Origin of the sequence: Pseudarthrobacter oxydans (assembly GCF_030812335.1) — a bacterium.
Lineage (GTDB): Bacteria > Actinomycetota > Actinomycetes > Actinomycetales > Micrococcaceae > Arthrobacter > Arthrobacter oxydans_B.
In genome coordinates this window covers 87,396-110,238 of the sequence record NZ_JAUSSN010000006.1, presented here as the reverse complement: position 1 = coordinate 110,238, position 22,843 = coordinate 87,396, and the positions used below count along the sequence as shown (strand labels likewise).

Annotated in this window: 13 protein-coding genes and 1 riboswitch; of the genes, 7 read left to right on the top strand and 6 right to left on the bottom strand. The window is 68.1% G+C overall.

Annotation, left to right across the window (positions count from 1 at the left end; genetic code table 11):
• The first annotated feature begins 31 nt into the window (after positions 1–31).
• Positions 32–139, top strand: a riboswitch (TPP riboswitch).
• Positions 134–1,960 carry a phosphomethylpyrimidine synthase ThiC gene (gene thiC, locus J2W14_RS11510; RefSeq protein ID WP_307462519.1) on the top strand — a complete coding sequence of 609 codons (1,827 nt, stop codon included), beginning with the start codon at positions 134–136 and terminating at the stop codon, positions 1,958–1,960. It overlaps the preceding riboswitch by 6 nt.
• On the opposite strand, the gene J2W14_RS11505 is transcribed toward thiC, so the two are convergent.
• Together J2W14_RS11505 and ffh are read right to left on the bottom strand one after the other, a co-directional pair.
• Positions 1,957–2,706 carry an alpha/beta fold hydrolase gene (locus J2W14_RS11505; protein WP_307462518.1) on the bottom strand — a complete coding sequence of 250 codons (750 nt, stop codon included), beginning with the start codon at positions 2,704–2,706 and terminating at the stop codon, positions 1,957–1,959. The genes thiC and J2W14_RS11505 overlap by 4 nt on opposite strands.
• Before the next feature lie 58 nt (positions 2,707–2,764).
• Positions 2,765–4,351 carry a signal recognition particle protein gene (gene ffh, locus J2W14_RS11500; protein ID WP_307462516.1) on the bottom strand — a complete coding sequence of 529 codons (1,587 nt, stop codon included), beginning with the start codon at positions 4,349–4,351 and terminating at the stop codon, positions 2,765–2,767.
• 152 nt (positions 4,352–4,503) lie between these two features.
• On the opposite strand from ffh, the gene J2W14_RS11495 reads away from it, so the two are divergent.
• Positions 4,504–5,892, top strand: a complete 1,389-nt coding sequence (locus tag J2W14_RS11495; protein WP_307462514.1) for a glucose-6-phosphate dehydrogenase — start codon at positions 4,504–4,506, stop codon at positions 5,890–5,892.
• Positions 5,893–5,982: 90 nt separating this feature from the next.
• Here the strand turns inward: J2W14_RS11495 and J2W14_RS11490 are convergent, their stop codons facing one another.
• Together J2W14_RS11490 and J2W14_RS11485 are read right to left on the bottom strand one after the other, a co-directional pair.
• Entirely contained in the window at positions 5,983–6,321 is a 339-nt protein-coding gene (locus tag J2W14_RS11490; RefSeq protein WP_024366371.1) for a P-II family nitrogen regulator, read from the bottom strand.
• Positions 6,318–7,691 (bottom strand): ammonium transporter, encoded by a 1,374-nt coding sequence (locus J2W14_RS11485; protein WP_307462513.1) that lies wholly within the window; start codon positions 7,689–7,691, stop codon positions 6,318–6,320. Before J2W14_RS11485 ends, J2W14_RS11490 begins: the two co-directional genes overlap by 4 nt.
• Positions 7,692–7,937: 246 nt before the next feature.
• Between J2W14_RS11485 and J2W14_RS11480 the strand changes: the two genes are divergently transcribed.
• Positions 7,938–9,188 (top strand): MFS transporter, encoded by a 1,251-nt coding sequence (locus J2W14_RS11480; RefSeq protein ID WP_370871267.1) that lies wholly within the window; start codon positions 7,938–7,940, stop codon positions 9,186–9,188.
• A gap of 102 nt (positions 9,189–9,290) precedes the next feature.
• Entirely contained in the window at positions 9,291–10,982 is a 1,692-nt protein-coding gene (locus J2W14_RS11475) for a hypothetical protein (RefSeq protein ID WP_307462511.1), read from the top strand.
• A gap of 98 nt (positions 10,983–11,080) precedes the next feature.
• Here the strand turns inward: J2W14_RS11475 and ftsY are convergent, their stop codons facing one another.
• Positions 11,081–12,292, bottom strand: coding sequence for a signal recognition particle-docking protein FtsY (gene ftsY / locus J2W14_RS11470; protein ID WP_307462509.1), 1,212 nt, complete (start codon positions 12,290–12,292; stop codon positions 11,081–11,083).
• 245 nt (positions 12,293–12,537) lie between these two features.
• Here ftsY and J2W14_RS11465 point away from each other — a divergent pair, with 245 nt between their 5' ends.
• On the top strand, positions 12,538–13,449 hold the full coding sequence (locus J2W14_RS11465; protein ID WP_307462507.1) for a hypothetical protein: 912 nt from the start codon (positions 12,538–12,540) through the stop codon (positions 13,447–13,449).
• Positions 13,450–13,547: 98 nt separating this feature from the next.
• Positions 13,548–14,003: a hypothetical protein gene (locus J2W14_RS11460; RefSeq protein WP_307462505.1), complete on the top strand. Its 456-nt coding sequence runs from the start codon at positions 13,548–13,550 to the stop codon at positions 14,001–14,003.
• Between the two features lie 71 nt (positions 14,004–14,074).
• Here the strand turns inward: J2W14_RS11460 and smc are convergent, their stop codons facing one another.
• The gene (gene smc, locus J2W14_RS11455) at positions 14,075–17,683 is read right to left on the bottom strand and encodes a chromosome segregation protein SMC (protein WP_307462504.1); all 3,609 of its coding nucleotides are present in this window, start codon (positions 17,681–17,683) and stop codon (positions 14,075–14,077) included.
• Between the two features lie 365 nt (positions 17,684–18,048).
• On the opposite strand from smc, the gene J2W14_RS11450 reads away from it, so the two are divergent.
• The gene (locus J2W14_RS11450) at positions 18,049–22,800 is read left to right on the top strand and encodes a DUF4082 domain-containing protein (protein WP_307462503.1); all 4,752 of its coding nucleotides are present in this window, start codon (positions 18,049–18,051) and stop codon (positions 22,798–22,800) included.
• Positions 22,801–22,843 lie beyond the last annotated feature (43 nt).

Sequence of the window (22,843 nt, the reverse complement as noted above, 5' to 3'; positions counted from 1 at the left end):
CGGCCGTCCGGACGGCCTGTGGTAGCTTCGTCTACGACCACACGGGAGCCCTTGCAGGGGCTGAGATCGGGCTGACGCAGCCTGCGACCGTTGAACCTGTCCGGGTAATGCCGGCGAAGGAAGTGAGTATTCCGTGAAGACGCAATTGACACAGCACAGCCCTGTCCAAAATGACGCAGCCCCGGACCTGCCCGTCCAGGATCATTCTCCGGCCTCCACGCAGTCGTTGAAGTCCCACTCCCTGGCGTTCGCCACCGACGCCGAGCACGGCATCCGCGTCCCGGTGACCGAAATCGTGCTGGCCGACTCCCCGGGCGGCGCCGCCAACGCCCCGTTCCGCGTGTACCGCACCGCCGGCCCCGGGAGTGAACCGGTCCGGGGCCTGGCGCCGTTGCGTGCCCCCTGGATTGCCGCCAGGGAGGACACCGGACCTTACGAGGGCCGGGCCCGGGAGCTGCTCGATGACGGCAGGTCGGCAGTGCGCCGCGGCGCGGCGACGGCCGAATGGAGGGGCGCCCGACCGGCGCCGCGCCGTGCCGTCGACGGCAGGACGGTCACGCAGATGCGGTACGCGCGGGACGGGCTGATCACCCAGGAGATGCGGTTCGTCGCGTTGCGGGAGAACTGCGACGTCGAACTGGTCCGGTCCGAAGTGGCCGCAGGTCGCGCCATCATCCCCAGCAACGTCAACCACCCCGAATCCGAGCCGATGATCATCGGCAAGGCGTTCCTGGTGAAAATCAACGCAAACATCGGCAACTCGGCCGTGACCAGCTCCATCGCGGAGGAAGTCGACAAGCTTCAATGGGCCACCCGGTGGGGCGCGGATACCGTCATGGACCTCTCCACCGGGGACGACATCCACACCACCCGCGAATGGATCATCCGCAACTCCCCCGTACCTATCGGCACCGTCCCGATCTACCAGGCGCTGGAAAAGGTCAACGGCGAGGCCAACGCCCTGACGTGGGAGATTTTCCGGGACACCGTGATCGAGCAGTGCGAGCAGGGCGTGGACTACATGACCATCCACGCCGGGGTGCTGCTGCGCTACGTGCCGCTGACGGCCAACCGGGTCACCGGCATCGTGTCCCGCGGCGGAGCGATCATGGCCGGCTGGTGCCTGGCCCACCACCAGGAGAACTTCCTTTATACCCATTTCGATGAGCTCTGCGGGATCTTCGCCCGCTACGACGTCGCGTTCTCGCTGGGTGACGGTCTGCGGCCCGGCGCGACGGCAGATGCCAACGATGCGGCGCAGTTCGCCGAACTGGACACCCTGGCCGAGCTCACGCAGCGGGCCTGGGCTTTCGATGTACAGGTCATGGTGGAAGGGCCCGGGCATGTGCCGTTCCACCTGGTCCGGGAGAACGTCGAACGTCAGCAGGAACTCTGCAAGGGGGCCCCGTTCTATACCCTGGGGCCGCTGGTCACCGATATCGCACCCGGCTATGACCACATCACCTCGGCGATCGGCGCCACCGAGATTGCCCGCTATGGAACAGCCATGCTCTGCTACGTCACGCCCAAGGAACACCTGGGACTGCCCAACAAGGACGATGTAAAGACCGGCGTGATCACCTACAAGATCGCCGCCCACGCCGCGGATCTCGCCAAGGGCCGCGCCGGTGCGCATGAACGCGACGACGCCCTGTCCAAGGCACGGTTCGAGTTCCGCTGGCGGGACCAGTTCGCGCTGTCCCTGGACCCGGTGACGGCCGAGGCGTTCCACGATGAGACGCTCCCCGCGGAGCCGGCCAAGACGGCACATTTCTGCTCGATGTGCGGACCCAAGTTCTGCTCCATGCGGATCAGCCAGGACATCCGGGACGAATACGGCTCAGCAGATCCGCAGGCTGCGTCGGCGGCCGGAATGCGGGAAAAGAGCAGGGAGTTCATCGCCTCGGGCGGCAAGGTCTACCTGCCGGCGCCTGCCGTCGGCGTGCCCGCAGCCGGCTAGGATGCCTCGGCGTGCTGCTGCCGGCCGACGTCGGCGATGAACGCCCGGATGATCCGGTTTCCCTCGGCCGAGTCCTGGGGCCGGTGCCCTCCCGGCGCGGTGCGGTGCACGGCGCCGGTCTCACGCAGGTACCCCGCGATCTCTTCATAGAGCGGTTCCCAGCCGCCGGTCAGGACCAGGGTGGGGACGCCGGGGACAATCTGCAGCGGGGCTTCCCAGGGCGGGACCTGCAGGCGCAGACGGCGAGCCTCCCGCTGGTCTTCCGGGCTGGGGGCGCCCAGGGTCGCCTGGGCCGGGGTGTGGGCCGCGAACACGCGGCGGACGAATTCGCGGTGGAAATCCTCATCGCTCAGGTGGTGGCGGACCTCGAAGAGCGGCTGCATCAGGGCGCGGTGCGCCGCCGTCGCCGGCAGCTCCGCGGTGAGCGAGAGGCAGGCCGGCTCCACCAGGGTCAGCGACTGCACCAGGTCCGGGCGTTCGACGCCGGCCATCATCGCGGCGATGGCACCCTGCGAGTGGGCAACGACGTGGCCGCCGGCCTTGCCGCGGCCGTCGTCGGCCAGCGCACGAAGGACGATGGCGGCGTCGGCGGCGAAGTCCGTTTCCAGCGGCTCGGCGACGGGGTCATACCCGTGGCGGCGCAGGAACAGCGCGTCGTAGTCCAGCGCCATTCCGTGCTGTTTCGGCCACGCGGCAGCACCGAAGCTGCCCGCCCCGTGGACGAAGACTACGCGTGGCTTGTACATGGTCTAACCCTATGACACCGGCCCGGCAATGGGCCGGCGGCATCTCGGCCGTCAGGGCCTATTTGCCGCCGCCGAGGAACTTGTCGAAGCCCTTGGGCAGGTTCAGCTGGGAGGGATCGAAGTCCCCGCCCTGCTGGCCGAACGCGGCACCGGTCGGGAGGGCCTTGGCGCCCTCGGCCCGACGGGCCTGGGCCTCCTTGAGCTCCTGCGCGGCCTTGGCCGGGTTGCCGGAGCGGGCCTTCTTCTTGGGTGCGCTCTTGGCACCCTTGCGGGCCCCGCCGCCGCCCATGCCGGGCATCCCCGGCATTCCGGGCATGCCGCCGCCGGCAGCCATCTTCTTCATCATCTTCTGGGCCTGGGCGAAGCGTTCCAGCAGGCCGTTGACCTCGGAGACGTGAACACCGGAGCCGCGGGCAATCCGGGCCCGGCGGGAACCGTTGATGATCTTCGGGGCCACGCGCTCATGCGGGGTCATGGACCGGACGATCGCCTCGACGCGGTCGATCTCACGCTCGTCGAACTGCTCGAGCTGCTGCCGGATGTTCTGTGCTCCGGGCATCATCATGAGCATCTTCTTCATGGATCCCATGTTGCGGATCTGCTGCATCTGGGCGAGGAAGTCGTCGAGCGTGAAGTCTTCCTGGTCGGCGAACTTCTGCGCCATCCGGGCGGCTTCGTCTTTGTCCCAGGACTTCTCCGCCTGCTCGATCAGGGTGAGCACGTCACCGAGGTCGAGGATGCGTGAGGCCATCCGGTCGGGGTGGAAGAGCTCGAAGTCGTCCAGGCCTTCGCCGGTGGACGCGAACATCACGGGCTTGCCGGTGACCGAGGCGACGGACAGCGCGGCACCGCCGCGCATGTCGCCGTCGAGCTTGGAGAGCGCGATGCCGGTGAAGTTGACGCCCTCGTCGAAGGCCATGGCCGTGGTGACGGCGTCCTGGCCGATCATGGCGTCGACCACGAACAGCACTTCGTTCGGAACGATGGCGCGGCGGATCTGGCGCGCCTGTTCCATCATGTCGGCGTCCACGCCGGTCCGGCCGGCGGTGTCAACGATCACGACGTCGTGCAGCGTGCGGCGGGCTTCCTCGACGCCGGCGCGGGCGACCGAGACCGGGTCGCCGGCCGGGTGGTCCAGTTCGGTGGAGGTGGCACCCGGGTGCGGGGCGAAGACGGGAACGCCGGCGCGCTTGCCGACGACCTGGAGCTGGGTCACGGCATTGGGGCGCTGCAGGTCGCAGGCCACGAGCAGGGGGCTGTGGCCCTGCGCCTTGAGGTGCTTGGCCAGCTTGCCGGCCAGGGTGGTCTTGCCGGCGCCCTGGAGCCCGGCGAGCATGATGATGGTGGGCCCGGTCTTCGCGAGGCGGATCCGGCGCGTCTCGCCGCCGAGGATCTCGACGAGCTCCTCGTTGACGATCTTCACGATCTGCTGGCCGGGGTTCAGGGCGGCCGAGACCTCGGCGCCGAGGGCACGTTCGCGCACGCGGCCGGTGAATTCGCGGACCACGGGCACGGCAACGTCGGCATCCAGGAGGGCACGCCGGATTTCGCGGACCGTGGCGTCAACGTCCGCCTCGGTCAGGCGACCCTTGCCACGGAGATTCTTGAAGGTTGCTGTCAACCGGTCAGAGAGTGAATTGAACACGCGCCGTGCACTTCTTTCAGTGGATCTTCAGATGGCGGCCGGGCCGGCACGCCAGCGTCGCGACTGATGTTCGCCGGAACGAACTGCCTCGACAACGGGACTCGACTATCTAGGGTACCAAGACACGCCTTCAAGATGGCATGCTGACGTAGGTGACCAGCCAAACAACCGTAAAAACCCTGCTCATCCTCGGCGCCTCGGGCGACCTCACCGGCAGGCTGCTGCTGCCGGGCCTGGCCCGGCTCGTGTCCCGGGGGCGCGCCGACGGCCTGACCCTGGTGGGCGCCGGCTCCGACGCCTGGACCCCCGGGCAGTGGCTGGAGCGCATCGAGGAGTCGTTCGCCGACGCCAACTCCCAGGCCGAGGCCTACGGCCGGCGGGAGCTGAAACGGATCCGCGACACCACCGCGTACCACCAGCTCGACGTCACGGCCGACGGGCAGCTGGCCGGACTGCTGGCCGGGCTGGAGGGGCCCGTGGCCATCTACTTCGCGCTGCCGCCGCGCGTCAGCCAGCTGGCCTGCGAGGCGCTGGCCCCCGGACAGGTGCCGGCCGGGACCCGGCTGGTCATGGAGAAACCGTTCGGTTCCAGCGAGGAGTCCGCCCGGCACCTGAATGAAACCCTGTCGGCCCTGGTCCCGGAGGACCACATCCACCGGGTGGACCATTTCCTGGGCAAGGCGACGGTGCTGAACATCCTGGGGCTGCGCTTCGCCAACACCTTCCTGGAACCGGTGTGGAACCGCGAGCACATCGAAAAGGTCGAGATTGTCTTTGACGAGGACCTCGCGCTGGAGGGGCGCGCCCGTTACTACGACGGCGCCGGGGCGCTGCGCGACATGATCCAGAGCCACCTGCTGCAGATCATGGCCCTGATGGCGCTCGAACCGCCGGCCTCGGTGGACGAGCGGGACCTCCGCGACGCCGTGGCCACGGTGCTGCGGGCCAGCAGCATCAAGGCGCCCTACGCCAGGAGCACACGGCGCGCCAGGTACACGGCGGGATCGGTCGACGGCCGGAAGGTTCCGGACTACGCCAGCGAAGACGGCGTCGACCCGGCCCGGGGCACCGAAACGCTCGCCGAGGTGGAAGTGCGGATCGACAACTGGCGCTGGCAGGGCGTCCCCTTCATCCTGCGCTCCGGAAAGGCCCTGGGCGTCAAGCGCAAGGAGGCCGTGGTGACCTTCCGCCCGGTACCGCACCTGCCCCGGGGTTTCACCGGGGTGGACTCCCCCAACCAGCTGCGGATCGGCTTCGGCCCGGACACGCTGCAGTTCGACGTCGATGTGAACGGCCCCGGCGATGTCCTCAGCCTGGACCGCGCCACCCTCGAGGCCGAGCTCAGCGCGTCCGAACTGCTGCCGTACGGGGAGGTCCTGGAGGGTGTCCTGACCGGCGATCCCCTGCTCTCCGTCCGCGCCGACACCGCGGAAGACTGCTGGCGGATCCTGGAGCCCGTCCTCAAGGCCTGGGCCCGGGACAGCGCACCGCTGGAGGAGTACGCCGCCGGGAGCGCCGGGCCGGAGGGCTGGCGGGCCTGACCGGCGTCGCCGTCGTTAGTGCGGTCAGACGCACAAAAGCGGGCCGGGTACCTTTTCAGGTTCCCGGCCCGCCTTGTTGACTGAGGCTGGCTAAATAGCCGCCGAGCCGCGTTCTCCGGTGCGGACCCGCACCGCTTCGAACACATCCATCGTCCAGACCTTGCCGTCACCGGCCCGGCCGGTGTTCGAGCTGGCGATGATGACATCGAGGATGTCGTCCGCCTGTTCGTCGGTGGCCAGGACCTCTACCCGGATTTTGGGCAGCAGGTCCACGTTGTACTCGGCACCGCGGTACACCTCGGTGTAGCCCCGCTGCCGGCCGTAGCCGCTGGCCGCGCTGACGGTGAGGCCCTGCACCCCATAGGCCTCAAGGCCCTCGCGGATGGTGTCGAGCTTTTCGGGCCGGACGATTGCTGTGATCAGTTTCATGCCTCCACACTTTCCTTACCTGCTGCTGCGGTCTTCTTGCCGTTGGACGTGGCGTCCACCGGCTCGGCGGCCGGGGCCGCCCCGGCGTCGCCCTGGGCCTTGCCGGTGATGAGTTCGTGCAGCGGGGTGAAGCTTCCACCGTGGCCGCCGACGCCGAATTCGTAGGCGGTTTCGGCGTGCAGGCTGAGGTCCACGCCCACGACTTCCTGCTCCTGGGAAACCCGGAAGCCCATGGTCTTGTGGATGGCGAAGGCGATGAGTGCCGTCATCACTGCGGAGTAGGCGATGGCAATACCGGCCGCCGCGAGCTGGGCCCACAGCTGGGTGAGGCCGCCGCCGTAGAACAGGCCGCCGCCAACACCGTCGGCCGGGAGGGCGATGAAGCCCAGTGCCACGGTGCCGATGATGCCCGAGACGAGGTGGACACCGACGACGTCGAGCGAGTCGTCAAAGCCCCAGCGGAACTTGAGGCCGACGGCCAGGGCGGAAGCCGCACCGGCGATCAGGCCGAGGCCCAGGGCGCCGATCGGGCTGACGTTGGCGCAGGCCGGGGTGATGGCGACGAGGCCGGCAACGACACCGGAGGCGGCACCGAGCGAGGTCGGGTGACCGTCGCGGACACGCTCCGTGATGAGCCAGCCGAGCATTGCCGCGGCCGGGGCTGCCAGGGTGTTGACCCAGATCAGGCCGCCCTGTTCTGCCGTTGTTGCTGCGCCGCCGTTGAAACCGAACCAGCCGAACCACAGGATCGCGGCACCGAGCATAACGAACGGGATGTTGTGCGGGCGGTGGTTGGGGTCCTTGCCGAAGCCCTTGCGGTTGCCGATGATCAGGACGAGGATCAGCGCGGCAACACCGGCGTTGATGTGGACAACCGTGCCGCCGGCGAAGTCGATCGCCGGGCCGAGGGCCTGGCCGATGGCGCCTTCCGGGCCGAACAGCCCGCCGCCCCAGACCATGTAGGCCAGCGGGCAGTACACCAGGGTGACCCAGACCGGGACGAAGACCGTCCAGGCGCCGAACTTGGCGCGGTCAGCGATCGCCCCGCTGATCAGGGCAACGGTAATGATGGCGAACGTGGCGGCGTAGCCGACCTTGATGAGTCCGTCAGGAGTGTCGATGCCCTCCAGCCCGAAGGTGGCGAACGGGTTTCCAACCATCTGCATGAAGCCTTCGCCGGAGCTCATCGAAGCGCCCCAGAGCACCCAGACCACACCGACCATGCCGATGGAGATGAAACTCATCATCATCATGTTCAGTGCGGCCTTGGCGCGCGTCATGCCGCCGTAGAAAAATGCGAGTCCTGGTGTCATGAACAGCACGAGTGCTGCTGCCACCATCAGCCATACGTGACCTGCGGTAAGTTCCATGGTGCACGTCCTCCCTTGCTTAGATGCGATCTAAAAGATGTTGCGGAGTTCTCCGCGTGCCTCAACGCGGTTTGCGTTCTAAGAAGAGTTTGTCGTCGCCGTGTTTCGCCGGCGGAGGATTTAGATTGCCGGGTTGTTACAAGAACCTCCCGGAAGTAAATGGTGCAAATCCTTCTTGTTACGGTTATGTTTCACGCGTTCCAATATCCCCTCCCGCATCGCCCGCATCACCAGGAAGCCGCCGCCATGAGTAAGACCCCCCGCCCCGCGGGATCCCCGCCGCAGGGCGGTACCCGGACCCACGGCAAGCCGGTGCTGCCCCGGGACATCAAGGTGATGTTGGTGGCTGCCTTCCTCATCGCCCTCGGCTTCGGTCTCGTGGCACCGGTCCTCCCCCAATTCGCCACCACTTTCGACGTCGGCGCGACGGCGGCCGCCGTGATCGTGAGCATCTTCGCGTTCATGCGGCTCGTGTTCGCCCCCGCGGGAGGCGCGCTGATTGTGCGGCTCGGGGAACGGCCGGTCTACGTGGCCGGGCTGTTGATTGTTGCGGCGTCGACGGCGGCGTGTGCCTTCGCCCAGGACTACTGGCAACTGCTGATCTTCCGCGGTCTCGGCGGGGCCGGCTCGGTGATGTTCACGGTGGCGTCGATGGCCCTGGTGGTCCGGCTGGCCCCCCCGGAGAGCCGCGGACGGGTCTCCGGCGCCTACGCCTCGGCGTTCCTCATCGGCAATGTGTGCGGGCCGGTCGTGGGCGGGCTGCTGGCCGGCTTCGGCCTGCGGGTGCCGTTCCTCGTCTACGCGGCCGCCCTCGTCCTGGCGGCACTTGTGGTGCAGACCCAGCTGAGCCACGTGCCGGCGGCCTCCCGCCCGGACGGGAGCACGGCGCCGGCGATGGAGCTGCGCGAGGCACTGCGGGACAGCGCGTACCGGGCAGGGCTGTTCTCCAGCTTCGCCAACGGCTGGGCGACCTTCGGAGTGCGGATGGCCACGGTACCGCTCTTCGCCGTCGCCGCCCTGAACGCGGGACCGGAATCGGCGGGCTGGGCGCTGGCCATGTTCGCCGCGGCCAACGCTGTGGCGCTGACATTCTCCGGCAAACTCGCGGACAGCCTGGGCCGGAAACCCATGATGGTCTCCGGACTGCTGGTCACCGGAACGGCAACGGCAGCCATCGGCTTCACGCACGAGTTGCTCTGGTTCCTTGTGGCGACCGCTGTCGCCGGCATCGGTTCAGGCCTGCTCGGTCCCGCGCAGCAGGCAGCCATGGCCGATGTGATCGGCAACGAGCGCTCCGGCGGCCGGGTCCTGGCCATCTTCCAGATGACCGCGGACAGCGGGGCGATCATCGGACCGGTCCTTGCCGGGCTCCTCGCGGACCGGCTGGGCTACGGCTGGGCCTTCGGCGTCACCGGCGGCGTCCTGGTGGCGGCTGCCGCGGGCTGGCTGCTGGCCCGGGAGACCTTCCCCCGGCCGGCGGCCCGCCGCGGCGCCTGACCCGCCCGGGGATGCCCGTCCGCCGGCCCCGCGTCGAACGGCACCGGCGGACTTCGTTAGGCTGTTGGGAGATCCCACCCAGAAGCTGGAGAAGTCTTTAACATGCCACCCACTGAACGTTCACCCGAACACACCGCCGACAACAGACCGGAGGACGCGGCCGGTGCAAGGCGCAGGAACCTCCGTCCCGCCGTCGTGATTTCGGTGCTCGCGGTCATTGCCGTACTCGCGTCGCTGGTGTTTTTCCTCGGGCCGGGCGCTGCAGAAGACTCGGCGGCCCCCGCCGCGGGCCCGGCGACCACCTCGGCCGTGCCGGAGGCGGCATTGCCTCCAGCCCCGGCCGTCACGTACTACAAGCAGCCGGGCCCGCCGGCCGGTTCACCCCTGGAAGCGGTGGAACCGCTCGACGTGAAGGTTTCGCAGGATCCGGTGGGCACCTCGCTGACCAAGGGCCTGGTCGGAATCTCGCTCGAAGCCACCGACCTCGCCGATCCTGCCCTGAGCAGCAGCAACGCGTCGACAGTGAAACTGCTGCAGGAGGCCGACCAGCCGGTGCTCCGGTTCGGCGGCAACGCGGTGGACCGCCGCTTCTTCTGGACCTCAAGCAACGAGGCGGTCCCGTCCAGCTACCGCGGAGACGCAGCACACCCGGTCAGGGCTGTGGGCCCGGCGGATCTCGCCCGGCTGAACACCCTGCTGGAGGCTGCGGACGCGACCGTCAGCCTCACCGTGGACCTGGGCCACTACGACCCGAACCGCGCCGCGGATATGGCCAAGCACGCAACCGAGATTTTCGGGCCCAGGCTGCTGAGCATCACCGTCGGCAACGAACCGAACGGATTCGGATCCAATGGTGTCCGCCCGGGTGGCTACAACATTGAGAAGTACGTCACGGAGCTCAAGGCGTACGCGGCCGCGATCAACGCCGTGGCCCCGAACGTGCCCATCTCGGGCCCGGGCGCCTACGACCAGAAATGGTGGCAGCCGTTCATCGACGCCGACATCCCGCAAAAGAAGATCCTGACCTTCCACAACTACCCGCTCTACAGCTGCGACGGAACGGTGGACCCCAAGGCCTCTCCGACCCTGGCGAACCTGATGAGCCGGCTGATGCATGACCGGGCCGCGGATTACCAGCAGGCGGCGCTGAAGGTCGGCAAGGACGCGGGCCTGGAAACCTGGCTTCCGGAGACGGGGATCGCGGCCTGCCCGGGGTCGAATGAGACATCCCGCACTCATGCCTCGGCTCTCTGGACCACGGACTACGCGCTGAACGCCGCGCAGCTGGGTATTACCCGGATCGGCTTCCACAGCTCGATGCTGACCTGCAAGGGTGGTCCCCCCATGTCCGCCGTCTGCACCGGCGGCCCCTACCTCAAACCGAACGGCGAGGTCTCCGGCCGTGCCAACTTCTTCGGCATCTCCATGGTCGCCGAGCTGGAGGCCGGCAAGTTCCTGAAGCTCGACTCGAAGGGCGGTGGCTTGATGTTCAGCTACGCCCTGCAGAACGCCGACGGCAGCACAACCGTTGTCCTGGTCAACGAGAACGACCCCGAGAAGGCGGCCCAGACCGATGTCACGGTCCAGCTGCCCGCGCGGGCACTGACCGGAACCATGACCCAAATGACCGGGCCCAGCTACGGGGCCGAGGACAGCACGGTGATCGACGGCGCCAAGTCCGAACCGATTCCGCTCCCGGACCGTGCCACGGTTGAGGGTTTCGCCTACGGTTCACAGACGCAGACGTTCAAGCTGACGGCCGGCACCGTGACCGTGCTGAACTTCAAGCACTAGGCAGGACACAAACAGCTGGCTCCCAGCTGGTGGCGTTCCGGTGGATCCGGGCGGCACCGGCTGGGAGCCAGTTGGGTTTAAGCGTTGCTGCGGTGGGGCTAGTTCAGGATGGCGTCGACGAAGCTCTCGGCGTCGAACGGGGCGAGGTCGTCCGCCCCTTCGCCGAGGCCGATCAGCTTGACCGGGACGCCAAGCGACTTCTGGATGGCCACCACGATGCCGCCCTTGGCCGTGCCGTCCAGCTTGGTCAGGACGATGCCGGTGATGTTCACGACCTCGGCGAAGACCCGGGCCTGGTTCAGTCCGTTCTGTCCCGTCGTGGCGTCGAGGACCAGAAGCACCTCGTCAACCTCGGCGAGCTTCTCGATGACACGCTTGACCTTGCTGAGCTCGTCCATCAGGCCCACCTTGTTCTGCAGGCGCCCGGCGGTGTCGATCATCACGACGTCGACTTCCTGGTCGATGCCGGCCTTGACCGCCTCATAGGCGACCGACGCCGGGTCCGCACCGTCGATGTCGGACTTCACCGTGGCGACGCCGACGCGCTGTCCCCAGGTGGCCAGCTGTTCGGCGGCAGCGGCGCGGAAGGTGTCCGCCGCGCCCAGCAGCACGTCCTTGTCCTCGGCGACGAGCACACGGGCGAGCTTGCCCACCGTGGTGGTCTTGCCGACGCCGTTGACGCCCACCACCAGTACGACGGCGGGTTTGTCGGCGTGCCGATCGACCCGCAGGCTGCGGTCCATCGTCGGGTCGACCATCTTGATGAGTTCCTCCCGGAGCAGGGCTTTGACCTGCTCCGGGGAACGGGTGCCGAGCACCTTGACGCGTTCGCGGAGCGCGTCCACGAGCTGCAGGGTCGGCTCGGTGCCGAGGTCGGCGAGCAGGAGGGTTTCCTCCACCTCGTCCCAGACATTTTCATCGATCTTGTCCGCGGACAGCAGTGCCAGCAGGCCCTTGCCGAGGATGTTGTTGGACTTGACGAGGCGCTCGCGCAGGCGGATCAGGCGGCCGGCGACCGGCAGCGGCGTTTCGACCGGGACCAATTCCAGGCCGGCGACGTCGTCCGGGACTTCGACTGTTTCCGGCGCCTCGAGGCCGACAGAGTCCGGCGCCTTGCGTTCGCGCGTTGGCGCCGGGCGGTCCTCGAGGAGTGTTCCGCCGCCGGCACCGGGCGCCACTGGATCGTTCTCGTCACGCTTTCCGGGGTAGTTGGTGATGTTCTTCCGGGTCTTCATTAGGACCGGAATGAGTGCACCGAGGACCACCAGGGCGGCGAGAATGGGCAGAAGAATGGGGAGGATGTCGTTCACTCCCCTAGCTTCTCACAAACCCCAAATGCGACGCGGGGCGCGATCAGCCCGAGGGTCCGGCTCCGACGTTCCCGGCCGCGACGGTCCAGGGTGCTAGGATCGGGGCGCTGTTCAGCTCCATGGTCGACTCGATTGCCTGGGACCCGATCCCGGACCCGCCACTCGACCGAAGGCCGTCACTTCATGCCGCACACAGCTCTTCCCGTGACACTCGCCCATTCGACGGTCCGCTCCGGAGCCGGCGGATGACCACCGAACTGACCGAAGCCGAAGCAGAAGCACTCCTGGCCCGCAAAACCTACGTGGCCAAGGCCAACAGGCGCTTCGGCAGGCGGCTCTCCATCGCGGGCGTCGTCCTGGTGGCGCTGTGCCTGGTCGTGCTGTTCGGAGGGGGACTGGTTCTGACCCTGGTCGGCCAGGCCGTGGCAGCCGGAACCGCAAATGACCAGCTCGACGGCCTGGCCGGCATCGCCAAGGGAAGCCTGGCGGCCTTGCCGGCGCTCATCCTGCTTTTTGCGGTGTGCTGCCTGGTCACGGGGGAACAGCTTCGCCGCGGTTCGATGGCGCCGTCGTCGAAACCTCGGACGGGCCCGCTGCCCACGGCGTCGGTGGTGTCGGAATTCCGGGTGCTCGGCGTGGGCTGGCACCTGCTTTGGTCGACGACCGGCCTCGTGGTGGCTGCCCTGCTCAGTGGCATCCCGGTGGTCTCGTGGTTCACCGGTGCGTGGCCGGAGACGGTCTCCGACGACCACAGCTTCAGCGGGCTCTGGATGATTTATGGGTCCTTTGCCCTGGGAATCACGCTCGCTTCGTTCACGTCGCTCATCAAGAAGCTCGGCTACGTGCGGCAGTACCGTGTTCGGGGCGCAGCGATCAGCGACGGCGGCCCGGGCAAGTCCTTCTGGCGCTGGGTGGACTATCGCTGGCGTTTCGACCTCTGGCTGACCGGCGCCGGCGGAGTGCTGCTGGGGCTTTCTCCGATGAACCTCTCCATGGCCGTGGGGCCGTATGGCTCGGCGGACGCGCTGTCAGCCGAGCTGCCGGGCTTCTTCCGGCTGGCAGGTCCCGGAGTGCTGCTCGTGAGCCTCGGCATTGCCGCCGCCCTCAACTTCTGGCGCGCGGGCGAACCCCTCGGCAGCGGCGAGTCCTTCACGTGACGATGCAGCGGAACCCACGTGCCACCGCTGATGACCGTGCCACTCATTGGTTCCGCATCGGCAAGCCCGTTCCGGTCGCAAAGGCATTTCGCGCGCTCGTGGGCGCGGCACTGATCATGCCGGCGTCGCTGGGCTTGTCCGGATGCTCCCAGGACGATGGCGCCGGTGACGTCAAGGACGCGGTCTCGGCGCTGCACGCGTCGCTGCTCACCATCGACGGAGTCGAAGAGGCCGAGATCAGTGGAAGCGCCGATGGCGCTCCGGACCGGCGGCGGATCAACATCACCCTCTATCTGGACCACCTGTCGCCGCAGTCGGTGACCCCCGCGGTCGAGCAGGCGCTGGCACAGACCTGGGAATTCGACGCCTACATCCCGGTGGGTTACTCCGTCCAGGTCTGGCCGGCTCCCGTGCCGGCGCCCCCGCGCGACGCCGACACGATGGTCGACCTGACCACGACCCAGGCGGAGCTGGGGCTCGGCGGCTATGTGTACAACCGTCAGCTGTTCATCACCGCCGGGGAACTCGAAGCCAGGCTCGGGGCCAGGGAATAAGCGCTTCCGGGGCGGGCAAACACGGATGGCCCGGCCCCGGCCCCTAGTACGCGAACGCGGGCCGCCCCGCCTCAGACCTGCGCGCCGAGACGCTGGCTGATGACAGTGGAGACGCCGTCGCCGCGCATGGTGACGCCGTACAGGGCGTCGGCGACTTCCATGGTGCGTTTCTGGTGCGTGATGATGATGAGCTGGCTGGATTCGCGCAGCTCCTCGAAGATGGTGATGAGCCGGCCCAGGTTGGTGTCGTCCAGGGCTGCTTCCACCTCGTCCATCACATAGAACGGTGAGGGCCGAGCCTTGAAGATCGCCACGAGCAGGGCCACCGCGGTCAGCGACCGTTCGCCGCCCGAGAGCAGCGAGAGCCGCTTGATCTTCTTGCCGGCCGGGCGCGCCTCGACCTCGATGCCGGTGGTGAGCAGGTCCGAGGGGTCGGTGAGGACCAGCCGCCCCTCGCCGCCGGGAAACAGCCGTGCGAAGATCCGGACGAACTGCGCCGAGGTGTCCTCGAACGCCTCGGCAAAGACCTTTTGGACGCGCTCATCGACTTCCTTGATGATGTCCAGCAGGTCCCTGCGGCTGGACTTGAGGTCTTCGAGCTGGGTGCTGAGGAACTGGTGGCGTTCCTCGAGGGCTGCGAATTCCTCCAGCGCCAGCGGGTTGACCCGGCCCAGGGCGGACAGGTCCCGTTCGGCCCGCTTGAGCCGTTTCTCCTGCTCCTCGCGGACGAAGGGTTTGCCGGGCACGATCCCGCGGCCGTCCTCGTCCACCGGGGCGCGCAGGGCAGCCCATTTATCCGCCGATTCCGCGGCGGGCACGGGTACGGGCTGGTCCGGTCCGAAATCTGCGACGAGTTGGTCGGCGGTCAGTCCCAGCTCCTCGACACTCCTGAGTTCAAGGGCTTCGATGCGGAGGCGCTGCTGCGCGCGGGCCAGTTCGTCGCGGTGCACCGAGTCGGTCAGTTCGGCCAGTTCGCGGGCGAGGGCATCATTGCTGCTGCGCAGGGCCGCCAGCTCGCCGTCCATTTGTTCCTTGCGTTCCTCGGCGCTGTCCCGCTCCTGCCGGGCGAGTTCCACGGACACGTCGAGGAAGCCGACCACCTGGGCGACGGCGGCGGAGACGGCCGCGGCGCGTTTGGCCTGGAGCCTGCGGCGGCGGGCCCGTTCGGCTGCCTCCCCGCGGGCGCGCCGCTCGGTGGCGGCGGCTCGTTCCAGCGACAATGCCCGGTTGCGGGTGGCCGAGAGTTGTTCCTCGGCGCTGCGCAGGCCGAGCCGGGCCTCCATTTCGGCGCTGCGGGCCAGCGACGCGGCCAGGGCGAGGGCATCCCGGTGCTCCGGGGAGGGTTCCTCCTCCGCCGGTGCTTCCTGGGCGGCGGCGAGCCGTGCCGCCACAGCCTCCAGCGCCTCCTGTTCGAGGACGATGTTGGCTTCGGCTTTGGCCAGGGAACCGGCGAGCCGCTCGCTTTCCCCGACGGCGCTGCGCAGCACGGAGTTCAGGTGTCCCAGGCGTTCGGCGACGGCCGCCAGCCGGGCATCCGAATCGTGGAGTTTCTCCAGGGCAGCATCGGCACGGTCCTGCGCCGCGGCGCGGCGGGCCCGGGCGGCGGCGAGGGCGAAACGCTGGCGTTCCAGCGCGGCGGTCACCGCGGCCAGCCGGGAGGCTGCGTCGTCGACGGCGGCCTGCACTTCGATCAGCGAGGGCGCCTTCGCGGAGCCTCCACTGACTGTCAGGGCGGTCAGGACGTCGCCGGCCCGGGTCACGGCGGTCAGTTCAGGGCGCGCCGCCACCAGCTCGGCCGCAGCGTCCAGGCCCTCGACGACGGCGACGCCCGCCAGCAGCCCGGACATGGGCAGCCGGGACGCGGCCTCCTCGGCGCCGGATGCCGTGACGAGCTGCGAGGCCCACCGGGCGTCCGCGGGGAGCTCCCCGCCGGCAGCAGCGGGCCGGGTCTCGGTTGGGGTGGCAGCTGCGGCGGCCAGCAGCAGCGCGGCCCGGCCGGCGTCGTCGTCCTTCAGCCGCTGCACGGCGGTCGCCGCGGCCTCGCTGTCCTGCACGACAATGGCGTCGGAGGAGGCTCCCAGGGCCGCCGAAATGGCGGCTTCGAAACCGGGTTCCACCTTGATCATGGATGCGAGGGCTCCGAGCACCCCGGGGATTCCTGCGCCGAGGACGTGGTCCGAGCCGTCCTTGCGGTTGAGTCCAAGCTGAAGGGCATCGCGGCGGGCCAGGAGGGCGCCGCGCTCTCGTTCGCCGTCGCGTTCGGCGGCCGTGAGCGCGTCGATCTCGGCGACGATACCGTCGAGGGCGGCGCTGGCGTCCTCGAAGTCGGCGTCGAGGGTTTCCTCGCCGTCCTCGACCCCGGCAACCTGGGATTCCAGGGCGGTGAACTCGCTGTGGGCCTGCCTGCGGCGTTCCTCCCCTGCCTTGAGGGATTCCCGGAGCCGGCCGAGTTCCGCCTGGGCGGATTCGACGCGGGAGCGTGCGGCACCCACCTGACCGGCCAGTTTGGCCAGGCCTTCGCGGCGGTCTGCGGCGGCGCGGAGCAGTGTGGCGAGCCGCTTATCCTCGGCGGCGGCGGCATTTTCGGCGTCCTGCTTGGCGGCGGCGGCGGCCTCCAGACCGCCGCTGCGGTCCACGATCTGGCGCTCCAGCCCGGCTTGTTCCTCCCGGACGCGGGCCGCCTGCCGGTCGAGTTGCTCGGGGTCGCGGCCGGAATCGGGGACGTTGTCGGAGGCGCCGAGCAGCCGGCGGCGTTCCTCGGCCAGCGATCCCAGCGAGCGCAGCCGTTCCCGACCGGCGGAGAGCTGGTACCAGGTGTCGCGGGCGGTGTTGAGCCTGGGCGTGGCTTCGGCGGCGAGTTGCTCGAGGCGGGCCTGCCGCTGCCTGCCGAGTTCGAGTTCCTGCCCGGCGACGCCGCGGCGGGCCTTGAGCGCGCTCTCATCCGCCACATCCTGGGCCAGGGCCTGCTGCAGCCGGACCAGATCGTCCGCTAGGAGGCGGGAACGCGCGTCACGGACCTCAAACTGGACGGTCTGGGCCCGGCGTGCCACTTCGGCCTGTTTGCCTAGCGGCGTCAGCTGCCGCCGGATTTCGCCGGTGAGGTCGCTGAGCCGGGCGAGGTTGGCCTGCATGGCTTCGAGTTTGCGGACCGTCTTTTCCTTGCGGCGGCGGTGCTTGAGGATGCCGGCCGCTTCCTCAATGAAGCCTCGCCGGTCCTCCGGGGTGGCGTGGAGGACCTTGTCCAGTTGCCCCTGCCCGACGATCACGTGCATTTCGCGGCCCAGTCCGGAATCGGAGAGGAGTTCCTGGATGTCCAGGAGGCGGCAGCCGGCGCCGTTGATGGCGTATTCCGAACCGCCGGTGCGGAACAGCGTGCGGGAAATCGTGACTTCGCTGTACTCGATCGGCAGGGCGCCGTCGCTGTTGTCAATGGTGAGGGAGACGTGGGCGCGCCCCAGCGGCGGGCGGCCGGACGTGCCCGCGAAAATCACGTCCTCCATCTTGCCGCCACGCAGGGTCTTGGCGCCCTGCTCGCCCATCACCCAGGCCAGGGCGTCCACGACATTGGACTTGCCCGAACCGTTAGGGCCGACCACGGCGGTGACGCCTGGTTCGAATTCGAAAGTCGTCGCCGAAGCGAAGGACTTGAATCCCCGGACGGTCAGGCTCTTGAGGTGCACGGTGGTTCGTATCTCCTGGCTGGCGGAAACGGCTGTTCCTGTCCTAAATCTACCGCCGCCGCGCGAAAATCAGCGGATTTAGGCTTTTCCGAAGGAATTCCTTTGTTGCCTTTCCGCGGACCACCTTACGATCGCGCTAGGAGTTGCTTGACGCTACTCGGACCGGTGGTCTCACACCGGCCCGACGTTGGCAGGGCGCAGCTGATGCTGCGCTCCACCACTGGCGCAGGGGGGGCGCAAGCCGTGCAACACCGGCATTGGGGAGAACTGAATACAGTGGTTGGCTGCGCCGGGGGGTGGCGGCACGGGACGGGGCACGATGCGCCGTCCCGATACCGCGAGAGCGCACTCACTCAGGAGTACACATGTCCGTTTCCTCAGCCGCCCGCCCGCTGAAAATGCTCAAGCGAGCCGTCATTCCGCTGGCCATCGCCTTGGTTGCGGCGTTGTTGCCGGCTGCTGGGCCGGCGGCTCTCCTGCCTACGGCCAGTGCCGCGGATCCGTGCGCTCCGCTCCTGAATGCCGTGGCCTGTGAAAATTCGAAGCCCGGGGCACCGCCCGAGGAATGGGACATCACCGGCGCGGGCGATTCAGACATCCAGGGATTCTCGACCGAGGTCAGTGTCAATGCCGGCCAGCCCATCCGCTTCAAGGTGGACACCAACGCGGCCAGCTACACGATCGGCATCTACCGGACCGGCTGGTACCAGGGACTCGGCGCCCGGAAGATCGCCAACGTCACTCCGGCCGCGTTTCGGCAAACGCAGCCCCAGTGCCTCACCGACGTCACCACCGAACTCTACGACTGCGGAACGTGGGCCGTGTCCGCGACCTGGCAGGTTCCCGCGACGGCCGTCTCCGGTGTGTATGTTGCGCTGCTGACGCGGCCGGACAACGGCAGCCGGAGCCACATCACCTTCGTGGTCCGCTCCGATGGCAGCCATTCCGACGTTGTCTTCCAGACCTCCGACACAACATGGCAGGCCTACAACGATTACGGCGGCTCGGATTTCTACCAGGGCGCCCAGAACGGCCGGGCCTACAAAATCAGCTACAACCGTCCGGTGAATACGCGGGGTGCCATGGACGGCCGTGACTTCTACTTCAGCAACGAGTACCCCCTGGTCCGCTTCCTGGAGAAAAACGGCTACGACGTCAGCTACATCAGCGGGGTGGACACTGACCGGAACGGTGCCCAGCTCCTGAACCACAAAGTCTTCCTCTCGGTGGGCCACGACGAATACTGGTCCGGCGCACAGCGGGCCAATGTGGAGGCAGCACGCGACGCCGGTGTGAACCTGCAGTTCCTCTCCGGCAATGAGGTGTACTGGCGGACGCGGATGGAGCCGTCGCCGGTCGACGGTGCGGCCGGCCGCACGATCACCTCCTACAAGGAGACCTGGGCCAACGGCAAGATCGACCCCAGCACGGAATGGACAGGGACCTGGCGCGATCCGCGGTATGCCGCCCAGGCCAACGGCGGGGGCCTTCCAGAAAACGCATTGACCGGGACGATGTACGTCTCCAACTACACGGACCTGCCCATCACGGTCAGCGCCGCCGAGGGAAAAGCACGTCTCTGGCGCAACACCTCCCTGGCGACGCTCGCGGCCGGCGGTTCCGCGCAGCTGGCGCCGCACACGGTAGGCTACGAATCCAATGAGGACCTGGACAACGGATTTCGGCCGGCCGGGCTGATCCGGCTGTCCACCACCACGGGGACCACGCCGCAGTATCTGCAGGATTTCGGCAATAGCGTCGAGCCGGGAACCACCACCCACAATACGACCATGTACCGTGCCGCCAGCGGGGCCCTCGTCTTCTCTGCGGGCACGGTTCAGTGGACGTGGGGCCTGGACGAGGAGCACGACGGCGACGGCGGCGCCGCGGATCCGCGGATGCAGCAGGCGCAGATCAATCTCCTGGCCGACATGGGCGCCCAGCCCGCCACCCGCGACACGGCGCTGTCAGCCGCGTCGGCCAGCAGTGATACGGCGGGCCCGACCGTGGCGGTCTCCTCGCCTGCGGAGGGCGCGACTATTCCGCACGGCACCAGCGTCACGGTGACCGGAACGGCCAGCGACACCGGCGGCATCGTGGCCGGAGTCGAAGTCTCCACCGACGGCGGAAGCAGCTGGCATCCTGCCCAGGGCCGGCAAAACTGGTCCTACACCTACATCCAGAAGGGCCTCGCCACGGCCAGCATCCAGGTGCGCGCCGTCGACGACAGCGCCAACATCGGGGCACCCTTCACCCGTCAGCTCCAGCTCACCGGGCCCTACTCCGTCTTCGGGCAGCAGAAACCCGCTGTGCCGGATTCCCAGGACGGCGGGGCTTACGAGCTGGGAATGAACATCACGCCCAGCGTGGACGGTTTCATCACCGGGGCACGCTTCTACAAGAGCACCGCCAATACCGGGACCCATAGCGGTTCGCTGTGGAGTTCCGCCGGCGAGCGGCTCGCAACGGCCACGTTCACAGCGGAAACGGCATCCGGCTGGCAGCAAGTCCGCTTCGGCCAGCCGGTTCCGGTGGCCGCCGGACAGAAATACGTCATCTCGTACACGGCACCGAACGGCCACTATGCCAGCAAGGAATACCAGTGGGTCAGCTTTGGGCTGACTGACCCGCCTTTGACCGTAGCCGGCGGATTCGGGAGCCCCCCGGCCGGAGTCTACGCCGCTCCGGGGTCGTTTCCGTCGACCAGTTTCAGCAACGGCAACTACTTTGTCGACGCCCTGTTCGACACCGTTGACACCTCCGAGCTGACGGCGGCCGGGCACTGGCCGCTGGACGGCTCATCGAGCGTCCCGCAGGCCACAACGGTGGGGGCGGTGTTCTCCAAGGCCGTCACGGCTTCCAGCGTGCAATTGACGCTCACGGCAGACGGATCGGCGGTCGCGGGCACCACCGGATACGACCCCGCGACGCGGAAGGCCACCTTCACGCCGTCCGCCGGCCTGGACCTTGGCACCACCTACACTGCGACGCTCAGCGCCGCGGATGCGAGCGGCGGTTCCTTGACCAGCGGCGCGACCTGGTCCTTCACCACGGTGGTGTCTCCGCCGGTACCGGGGAGCTGCCCCTGCAGCTTCTTTGATGATGCTGTTGTCCCGGGTATCCAGGAGATCCGGGACGGTGTGCCGCTGACGATTGGAGTCCGCTTCTCCAGCACTGCTGCCGGGACTGTCACCGGCGTCCGCTTCTACAAGTCGGCGGGGAACACCGGCACACACACCGGCACCCTCTTCACTGCCTCCGGGCAGCAACTCGCCACTGTCACCTTCGCAAACGAGAGCACGTCCGGCTGGCAGACGGCCCACTTCAACCAGCCGGTTGCCATGACGGCGGGCACCGAATACATCATGGCCTACAAGAGCACCACCGGATCCTACTCCGCGACCGTGAACGGCTTCGGGCCCGGACTCAGCGTCGGGAACCTGCGAACCCCGGCCGACGCCGGGGCCTACTCCTACACGAATGATTTCCCGGGCAACCGTTCCAACGCCAGCTACCTGGTGGACGTTGTGGTCCAGTATCCCGATCCGCCATTCATGGCCGGGGCACAGACGCCGCTGCCCGGCTCGTCCAGCGTCGCCCTGGATGCCACGGTTTCGGCAGCTCTATCCAAGCCTCCGGCGGAGTCCGGTGCAGTGATGACCCTGACCGGTCCCGACTCCAGTGATGTCCCCGGCACGTCCGGCTTCGACGGGACGACGGGCCGGGTCACGTTCACGCCGGCTGCCCCCCTGAGTCCCGCTACCAGCTACACGGCCACCGTGACCGCCACGTCGGCCACGGGGCAGGCGCTCAGCGGCGGCACCTGGACCTTCACGACCGTTCCGCCTCCGCGGACCGAAGGCGTCTGCCCGTGCTCGCTGTACCAGGACACCGTGACTCCGGGCGCGGAATTCAATGACGGAGTGCCATTGACCCTGGGCGTCCGCTTCGCCAGCGATACTTCCGGCCAGGTCACGGGCATCCGCTTCTACAAGTCCGCGGGAAATACCGGGACCCACACCGGTGGCCTTTACACCGCCGCCGGCCAGCAGCTCGCGGCAGCCACCTTTACGGGCGAATCCTCCTCCGGGTGGCAGACAGCCACCTTCAGCCAGCCCGTGGACATCGCCCCCAACACCGAATACGTGGCTGCCTACCGCACGCCCACCGGGGTGTACTCGGCGACAGCGGGCGGTCTTAGTACCGGGCTCACCAACGGACCGCTCCGGACGGCATCTGGCGCCGGGGCCTATACGTACAGCGGCGACTTCCCGGGATCGTCGTCCAGCGCAAGCTATCTCGTGGACGTGGACTTTGTCGTGACCGTGCCACCGCTCAGCGTGACGGCGCAGGTGCCGGCAGCAGATTCGGAGGGCTTCCCGCTGAACTCGAAACCGACGGTGACGTTGTCAACGCCTCTCCAGACCGGCTTCAGCTTCGCCCTGTCAGCCGGCGGTGCCGCCGTCGCCGGTTCCTCCGCCTTGTCAGCGGATGCCAGGACGATCACTTTCTCGCCGGCAGCGCCGCTGCCGGCGGCGACCGTGATCACCGCCAGCGTCAGCAATCTGGTCTCTGCCCAAGGCGCAGTGCTGGCGCCGTTCAGCTGGGAGTTCACAACGGCGGGCCAGACCGGCGCCGACCAGACACTGTTCGGTTCCCTGCTCCCGGCCGTCCCGGCCGCGACCGGAGACAACTCCTCCATTGAGCTCGGCACCGCCTTCTCGGTGTCGGTGGCCGGCAGTGCCACGGGCATCAGGTTCTACAAGGGCGCCGGCAACACGGGAACGCATGTCGGCTCGCTGTGGACTGCCGCCGGCGAGAGACTTGCCCAGGTGACCTTCACGAACGAGACGGCCACCGGCTGGCAGACGGCCTCGCTGTCTGCTCCCGTCGCGCTTGAGCCGGGGCAGAGCTACGTCGTGTCGTACCTGGCTCCGAACGGCAATTATCCCTACACCGCGGCGTTCTTTGCCGAGTCCTGGATCAACGGTGTCATAACCGCGCCGGGACCGCGCAACGGCCTGTACCAGTACGGCTCCGGCGGGTCCGTACCGACGAACTCCTGGAACTCCACCAACTACTTCGTCGATGTCGTCTTTGCCCCCGCTTCGCCCTAAGCGTCATCCGTTGCTCCACAACGGCCCTTTTGAGGCTTGAAAA